Source organism: Mailhella massiliensis (genome assembly GCF_020741395.1).
Lineage (GTDB): Bacteria > Desulfobacterota > Desulfovibrionia > Desulfovibrionales > Desulfovibrionaceae > Mailhella > Mailhella massiliensis_A.
In genome coordinates, this window is the sequence record NZ_DYZA01000102.1 from 1 (window position 1) to 6,318 (window position 6,318).

Sequence of the window (6,318 nt, forward strand, 5' to 3'; positions counted from 1 at the left end):
TCATCTTAATTTCATGGGGGAAAAACATGGCGTGGACTCAAGTTTATGATCCCGTTGTCAACGAGGTCATCTCCGCATGTATCGCGGCCATACCGCTTATTATTCTGCTCTACATGCTGGCCATAAAACGCGCCAAGGGGCATGTCGCCGCATTGGCGGGCCTTGCCTCGGCGTTTATCATTGCCGTCATTGTATGGCGCATGCCCATTGTCACGGCCATAAGCTCCGTGGGACTGGGCGTTGCCAACGGCCTGTTCCCCATTATCTGGATCGTCATTACGGCTGTGTGGGTCTACAACATGACCGTGGAATCGGGCGAGTTTGAAATCATCAAGGACTCCCTGGCCCGCGTGACGCCCGACCGCCGCCTCCAGACCATCTTCATCGCCTTCGCCTTCGGTTCCTTCCTGGAAGGTACGGCGGGCTTCGGTACCCCCGTGGCCATTACGGCCGCCATGCTCGCGGGGCTCGGCTTCAACCCCATCTACGGCGCAGGCCTCTGCCTCATCGCCAACACCGCGCCCGTGGCCTTCGGCGCTATCGGCGCTCCCGTGCTCACGGCCGCCAGCGTGTCGGGCATGGATCCGAACCTCATCAGCCAGGTGGCGGCGCGCCAGCTTCCCTTCCTTGCCATCATCATCCCCTTCTGGCTCAGCATCGTCATGTGCGGCTTCCGCCGCTCCATGGAAATCCTGCCCGCCATTCTCGTGGCCGGAGTGTGTTTTGCCGGGGCGCAGTTCATCTTCGCCAACTATCACGGCCCCACCCTGCCGGATATCATGTCCGCCATTGCCACCATCGTGGGCCTGCTCGTGCTGCTGCGTTTCTGGAAGCCCGCCTCCATCTTCCGCTTTGCCGAAGATCCGGCCGTGAGCACCGATGGGCCCGGCTATTCCGGCAAGGTCGTGCTGCGCGCATGGGGGCCCTACCTCATCCTCGCCGTCATGGTCTTCCTGTGGGGCCTGCCCCAGTTCAAGGCCGTGCTGAACAGCATTTCCGCGCCCAGCTTCGCCTGGCCTCTGCTTGACGGCATGGTCAACCGCGCCGCTCCCGTCGTGGCCTCCGAAGCGCCCTATGCCGCAGTCTTCACCTTCGGCTGGGTGTCTGCGGGCGGTACCGCCATACTGCTTTCCGGCTTCATCGCCGTGCCCCTCATGCCCGGCTATTCCTATGCCAGGGCCGTGAAGTGCTTCTTCACCACCCTGCATCAGCTGCGCTTCCCCATCCTCACCATCGCCAGCGTGCTCGGCCTGGCCTTCCTCATGAACTATGCCGGGATGAGCTCCACTCTGGGCCTCGCCTTCACCAAGTCCGGCAGCTTCTTCCCCTTCTTCGCCCCGCTCATCGGCTGGCTCGGCGTGTTCCTCACCGGTTCCGACACTTCTTCCAACGCCCTGTTCTGCAGCATGCAGCACACCACCGCCACCGCCGTGGGCATTCCGCCCGAACTCGCCGTGGCCTCCAACGCCGTGGGCGGCGTCACCGGCAAGATGATCTCCCCCCAGTCCATCAGCGTGGCCACCTCCGCCACCAACATGGTGGGCCAGGAAGGCAACCTGTTCCGCTTCGCCCTAGGGCACAGCATAGCGCTTACGCTCATTCTCTGCATCCTGGCCTACTGCCAGGCAGGATTCCTGAGCTGGATGCTTCCGTAAGAAGGAAGACGGGCCCCGCATGAAACTTCATGCGGGCCTTGCGGGAACCGTTCCGGGGGGTCGGGCGGTTCCCGCTCTTTTTCCCGGGGCGCGGAAAGCGGCCCTCTCTTGCTTCCGGGGCATCCTGCGGCTATACTGCCCGACGTATTTCATCTTATGGGGCTTGCCATGGAATTCACGGAAAAAGAACAGGCCATACTGCGCATCGTGCAGAAAAACATTCCCGATACGCTCACCCCGTATGCGGACATTGCCGCCGCTGCGGGGAGCACGGAAGAAGAGGTGCTGGAACTTCTTTCGCGCCTCAAGGCATCGGGAGCCATACGCCGCTTCGGGGCCAGCATCAAACATCAGCGCACGGGCTGGGCGCACAACGCCATGGTGGCCTGGATCGTTTCCCCGGAAGACGTGGAGGAAGCCGGGTGCAGGGCTGCGGAGCACCCGCGCATATCCCATTGCTATTACCGCCCGAGCCGCTACCCGGCATGGCCGTATACCTTCTACACCATGATTCACGGCAAAAGCGAACAGGATTGCCTGGACGTGGTGGAAGAGCTGCGCCGCACAACCTCCCTCCATGACTGCATGGTGCTCGAAAGCCTGAAAGAACTGAAAAAAATTTCCATGACGTACTTTGCGTAGCCGCAACAGGAGCAAGATATGAATACCCAGCGTTCCCATGAGCTTTTCGTTCACGCCCAGAACATCATTCCCGGCGGCGTGAACAGCCCCGTCCGCGCCTGCCGCAATGTACACGCCGAGCCGCTGTTCATTGCCGAAGCCAGAGGTTCGCATCTGAGGACCGTCGACGGAGAGGACTTCATTGACTTCCTCGGCTCCTGGGGGCCCATGCTGGTGGGGCATGCCAACCCGGGGGTATCGGAGGCAATCTGCCGGGCCGCCCTGCGGGGTACGAGCTACGGCGCCCCCTGTGAGGATGAAGTGCGCCTTGCCGAGAAAGTATGCGAGGCCCTGCCCTCCGTGGAGATGGTGCGCATGGTGAACTCCGGCACCGAGGCCACCATGAGCGCCCTGCGCCTTGCGCGCGGTGTGACCGGCCGCAACAAGATGATCAAGTTCATCGGCGGCTATCACGGCCATGGCGACGCCTTTCTTGCCAGCGCCGGTTCCGGCGTGGCCACGTTCTCCATTCCCGGCACGCCCGGAGTGCCGGCGAGCACCGTGGCCGACACCCTGCTCGCCCCCTACAACGACCTTGAGGCCGTCAAGGCCCTGTTCGAGGCCTGGCCCGATGAGATAGCCGCGCTCTTTGTGGAGCCTGTGGCCGGAAACATGGGCCTCATGCTGCCTCAGCCCGGCTTTCTGCAGGGCCTGAGGGAACTGTGCACAAAGTACGGTGCGCTTCTCGTATTTGACGAAGTCATCACCGGCTTCCGCCTCTCCTACGGCGGTGCGCAGGAACGCTTCGGTATCATGCCCGACCTCACCACCTTCGGGAAAATCATCGGCGGCGGCCTGCCTGTGGGCGCCTACGGCGGCAAAGCCGAGATCATGCGCCACATCGCGCCGGAAGGGGAAGTCTATCAGGCAGGGACCTTGTCGGGCAATCCGCTGGCCATGGCCGCGGGTCTCGCTACCCTCAATATTCTGAAAGACGCCGACTACGCAGGGCTGGAAAGCCGCGTCCACAACTTCGTCGTGGAGCTTGAGCAAATCCTGAAGGCAAAGGGAGTCCCCGTCCAGATCCCGCATATCGCCTCCCTGTTCACCGTATACTTCACCGATGCCCCGCTTCTGGATTTCGCAAGCGTGCAGACCACCGACCAGACGCTGTTTGAAAGCTTCTACAAGCAGATGCGCGAACAGGGCATCTTCATGGCGCCTTCGGCCTTTGAAGCCAACATGCTTTCCTTCGCCCACGGCGATGAGGACTTTGCCCGGGCGCTGGAAGCCGCAACCCATGTGAAGTTCTAAGGAAACATAAGAACTGCAGGGAAGAGAGCGTGCGGAGCTGTTCCTCCCCGGACAGAAGAAACCTTTCCCTGCCGCATCCGAAGCCTTCAAGGTAATGCCGCTCAGCGCCCTGGTCTGGAAAACGCTCCCGGCCCGTCTTGCGGAGCAACGCATGGCGCTCATGGAAAAGAAAGACGTCCGGCTCATGGGTTGCAAGGCTCTGAGCAAAAGACATGGCCTGTCCCGGGCACTGCGCTGTCGTGCCCGCCCTCTCTTCCACATCCGGGAGAGTCCAAAGGATGAAAGGATTTTTGTTCGCCATATTCGCGCTTGCGGCGCTCGCCCTGCTTGTCGGAAGAGCCGGCTGGATAAGGGAGTATCCGACGCACCCGAAAAGAACGCTTCTCATCGCAGCCCTTGCGGGGCTCGTGCTCGCGTTCTGGATACTGCATCACTGGTATCATCACTTCTGAAATCCATGCACATTTCATAGAAAAAGACCGGAAAACAGGCGGTAAACAAGGCCTGTCTTCCGGTCTTTTTTCTTCCCTTTGCTCAATGTTTCGACTTCTTCCTTGTGGACTGACGCTTGTCCGCTGCAGCCGATTTTCTGGCCGGGGCCTTGCTTTTTTTCACCTTCTTCTGTGCAGGAACAGCAGATTTCTTGAGCTGTGCGGCCTGTTTCTGAGAAACGCCAAGCTCGGCAATGGCGCTGCTTTTCTTCTTGGATACGGCGGCGAAGCCCGCGTTGAGCAGGCGGCGGGCCTCCGCCGCGCGCACGCCTGTATTGGGTGCGCCCAGAATGACGGCGATGAGCTTGTGGCCGTTCCTGCGGGCGGTGGCGATGATATTGTACCCCGCCGCCGTGACCCAGCCCGTTTTCAGGCCGTCCAGCCCCTGGTAGGAACCCACCAGCGGATTATGGTTGGGTTCCCTGTGGCCGTTGTGGGTGACGGAACGCGCGAGGTGATAGCGCCGTGCGATGGGGTAATGGGCCTGATAGGCGCGGGCCATTTTGAGCATGTCCCGCGCCGTGGTGACCTGCCCCTTGGCGGGCAGGCCGTGCACATTGACGAAACGGGTGTTCTTCATGCCGAGGCGGCGAGCCAGAGCATTCATGCGAGTCACAAAAGCGGCTGAGGAACCGGCCACATGCTCGGCCACAGCCACGCTGGCATCGTTGCCCGAAGCAACGGCCATTCCGTAGAAAAGCTTATCGAGCGTGAGCTTATCTCCCGCACGCAGTCCGAAACGGGATCCTCCGGTACGGGCCGCGTTGGCGCTTACCTTCACCACTTTGTTGTAATCCGTCTTCCTTGCGCTGATGGCGTTCATGGCCACATACATGGAAATGACCTTGGTCAGGGAGGCCGGGGGGATCTTCATGTCCGCCCGCTGCTCATAGAGGATGCGCCCGGTCGTCACGTCCATGAGAATAGCGCTTTTGGCGTTGATAGGCCCCGCCTGGGCGGCCACGGCGCAGAGAAGGCAGCAGAGAAGGAAAAAAACAAGGATGCGGAAGGGAGAAGGAAGGCGACGCATGGGCATGGTGATTCCTGAGAAGTGAAATTGCGCCTTCCAGACCGCGGCTTCCAAGGAAACGGAGGTGGGCGGCACGGCCCCCCGGGCCAAGGCTCCGGGGAGGGGGTGGGGAGCACCTTGTGAATTTTTTAGACAATTTTTCTCACGGCGGCAAGCCTGCAACGCTTTTTGAAACAATTAACCTGGAATGCGCCGAGCCCCCACTCTTCTACCCGTAAAAGTACCCGCCATATGCCGGAAACAACGCTTAAGAAGCGGCCCGTACAGAGACGGGCCGCTCCCAAGGATTTGCCGCATCAAGGCCCCTTGCAAAGCTACGCTTTCCCCAGCATCCGCACAGCGGGCAGATGCGGCATGTACGGAGAATGTCCGGCACAGGCACGGCACAAAGGCCCCATCCCCACGGGGTGCGCCTCCCCGCATGAAATGCAGGCAACCATGGCTTCCCGGGGCGACTCTTCCAAAAAAACACCCTTCAGCTGCACGGCGGAAGCAGAAAGGATGGAAATACCCGCTCTACGTATTTCATGCTCCAGCCTCACCAGATCCTTCTCGTCCCCGCGCTCTTCTCCCATGGCCCAGCGCCGGATATGGGGCCAGCCTGCGGTTTTCGCCATATCAAGGTGCACTCGCACGCCCCTGCCCCCCTGTACCCGATACAGCGTGAGCGCGAAACGCCCGAGGTCGAACATGTGCAGCCGCCCGTTACCAACGGTACAAGGCGTAAGCAACTGCACGGCATCCGGCAGATCGCGGCAGCTTTCGCACAGGGCATGATAATGCTGCGTCCTACCCATGGTATGAAGGGCCAGTTCCACCATGGAGGCTCCTATCATCAGTCCGGGGGAGGCACATCCATGGAATTCGCGGGCTTTTTCCAGAAAATCGTCGTAAGAAAAGAATACTATCATGGGTGCTGCACTCGTGTTGAAGTTCGGCCGGGACAATATGTACGGGCCTTCCTTCCGTTTTAAAGCGCCTCAACCGCTTTGTGTATGATAGAGCGTCTTATTTTTGAAAATAAGTTGAAAGCTTCCCGACAAGGAAAACTCATATTTTCAGCTCAGGATTTCGGGCTCAAGACGCGAGAAGGGCCGCACTCCCTAAGGGGTGCGACCCTTCTCGCCCATACAAAGCGGAATTATTCCATGCCCATGGCTTTTTTCACCTTATCGAACAGGCCGGACTTGCTCTGTTCCTCGGAAAG

Annotated in this window: 6 protein-coding genes; 4 read left to right on the forward strand and 2 right to left on the reverse strand. The window is 60.4% G+C overall.

Annotation, left to right across the window (positions count from 1 at the left end; translation table 11 throughout):
- Positions 1-26 precede the first annotated feature (26 nt).
- From K8W16_RS05370 to K8W16_RS05385, 4 genes are all read left to right on the forward strand, one after another.
- Positions 27-1,655 (forward strand): L-lactate permease, encoded by a 1,629-nt coding sequence (locus tag K8W16_RS05370; protein ID WP_304121864.1) that lies wholly within the window; start codon positions 27-29, stop codon positions 1,653-1,655.
- Positions 1,656-1,823: 168 nt separating this feature from the next.
- A complete protein-coding gene (locus tag K8W16_RS05375) occupies positions 1,824-2,297 on the forward strand; it encodes a siroheme decarboxylase subunit beta (RefSeq protein WP_304121865.1) in 474 nt (157 codons plus the stop codon).
- 18 nt (positions 2,298-2,315) lie between these two features.
- Entirely contained in the window at positions 2,316-3,590 is a 1,275-nt protein-coding gene (gene hemL, locus K8W16_RS05380) for a glutamate-1-semialdehyde 2,1-aminomutase (protein ID WP_304121867.1), read from the forward strand.
- Positions 3,591-3,868: 278 nt separating this feature from the next.
- On the forward strand, positions 3,869-4,042 hold the full coding sequence (locus K8W16_RS05385; protein WP_304121870.1) for a hypothetical protein: 174 nt from the start codon (positions 3,869-3,871) through the stop codon (positions 4,040-4,042).
- An 82-nt stretch (positions 4,043-4,124) separates the two neighbouring features.
- Here K8W16_RS05385 and K8W16_RS05390 read toward each other — a convergent pair whose 3' ends face one another.
- Together K8W16_RS05390 and K8W16_RS05395 are read right to left on the reverse strand one after the other, a co-directional pair.
- Entirely contained in the window at positions 4,125-5,117 is a 993-nt protein-coding gene (locus tag K8W16_RS05390; RefSeq protein ID WP_304121873.1) for a D-alanyl-D-alanine carboxypeptidase family protein, read from the reverse strand.
- Between the two features lie 308 nt (positions 5,118-5,425).
- The gene (locus tag K8W16_RS05395) at positions 5,426-6,022 is read right to left on the reverse strand and encodes an FmdE family protein (RefSeq protein WP_304121875.1); all 597 of its coding nucleotides are present in this window, start codon (positions 6,020-6,022) and stop codon (positions 5,426-5,428) included.
- Positions 6,023-6,318 lie beyond the last annotated feature (296 nt).